1 protein-coding gene is annotated in these 233 nt (G+C 49.4%); it reads left to right on the forward strand.

What is annotated here, in order from left to right; genetic code table 11:
* The coding region (locus CWC28_RS21450; protein ID WP_138625763.1) for an ISAs1 family transposase at window positions 1–233 on the forward strand (233 nt) is incomplete at both ends.

A 233-nucleotide genomic window follows, 5' to 3' on the forward strand; every position in this document is an offset into this window, starting at 1 on the left:
TTCAGTGGGTCAGTGCCGTAGCAGAGCGAACCCATGGTGAAGTGATCGCTATCGACGGTAAAACCTTGCGACGATCTTACGACAAACAGGATGACAAAGCTGCCATCCATATGGTGAATGCGTGGGCCAGTGCTACTGGCATAGTGTTGGGACAGCTGAAAACATCCGAGAAAAGTAATGAGATTACGGCAATACCAGCACTCCTTGATATGCTGGAGGTCAGCGGTTGTATT

Source organism: Pseudoalteromonas sp. S4492, assembly GCF_005886115.1.
Classification (GTDB): domain Bacteria; phylum Pseudomonadota; class Gammaproteobacteria; order Enterobacterales; family Alteromonadaceae; genus Pseudoalteromonas; species Pseudoalteromonas gelatinilytica.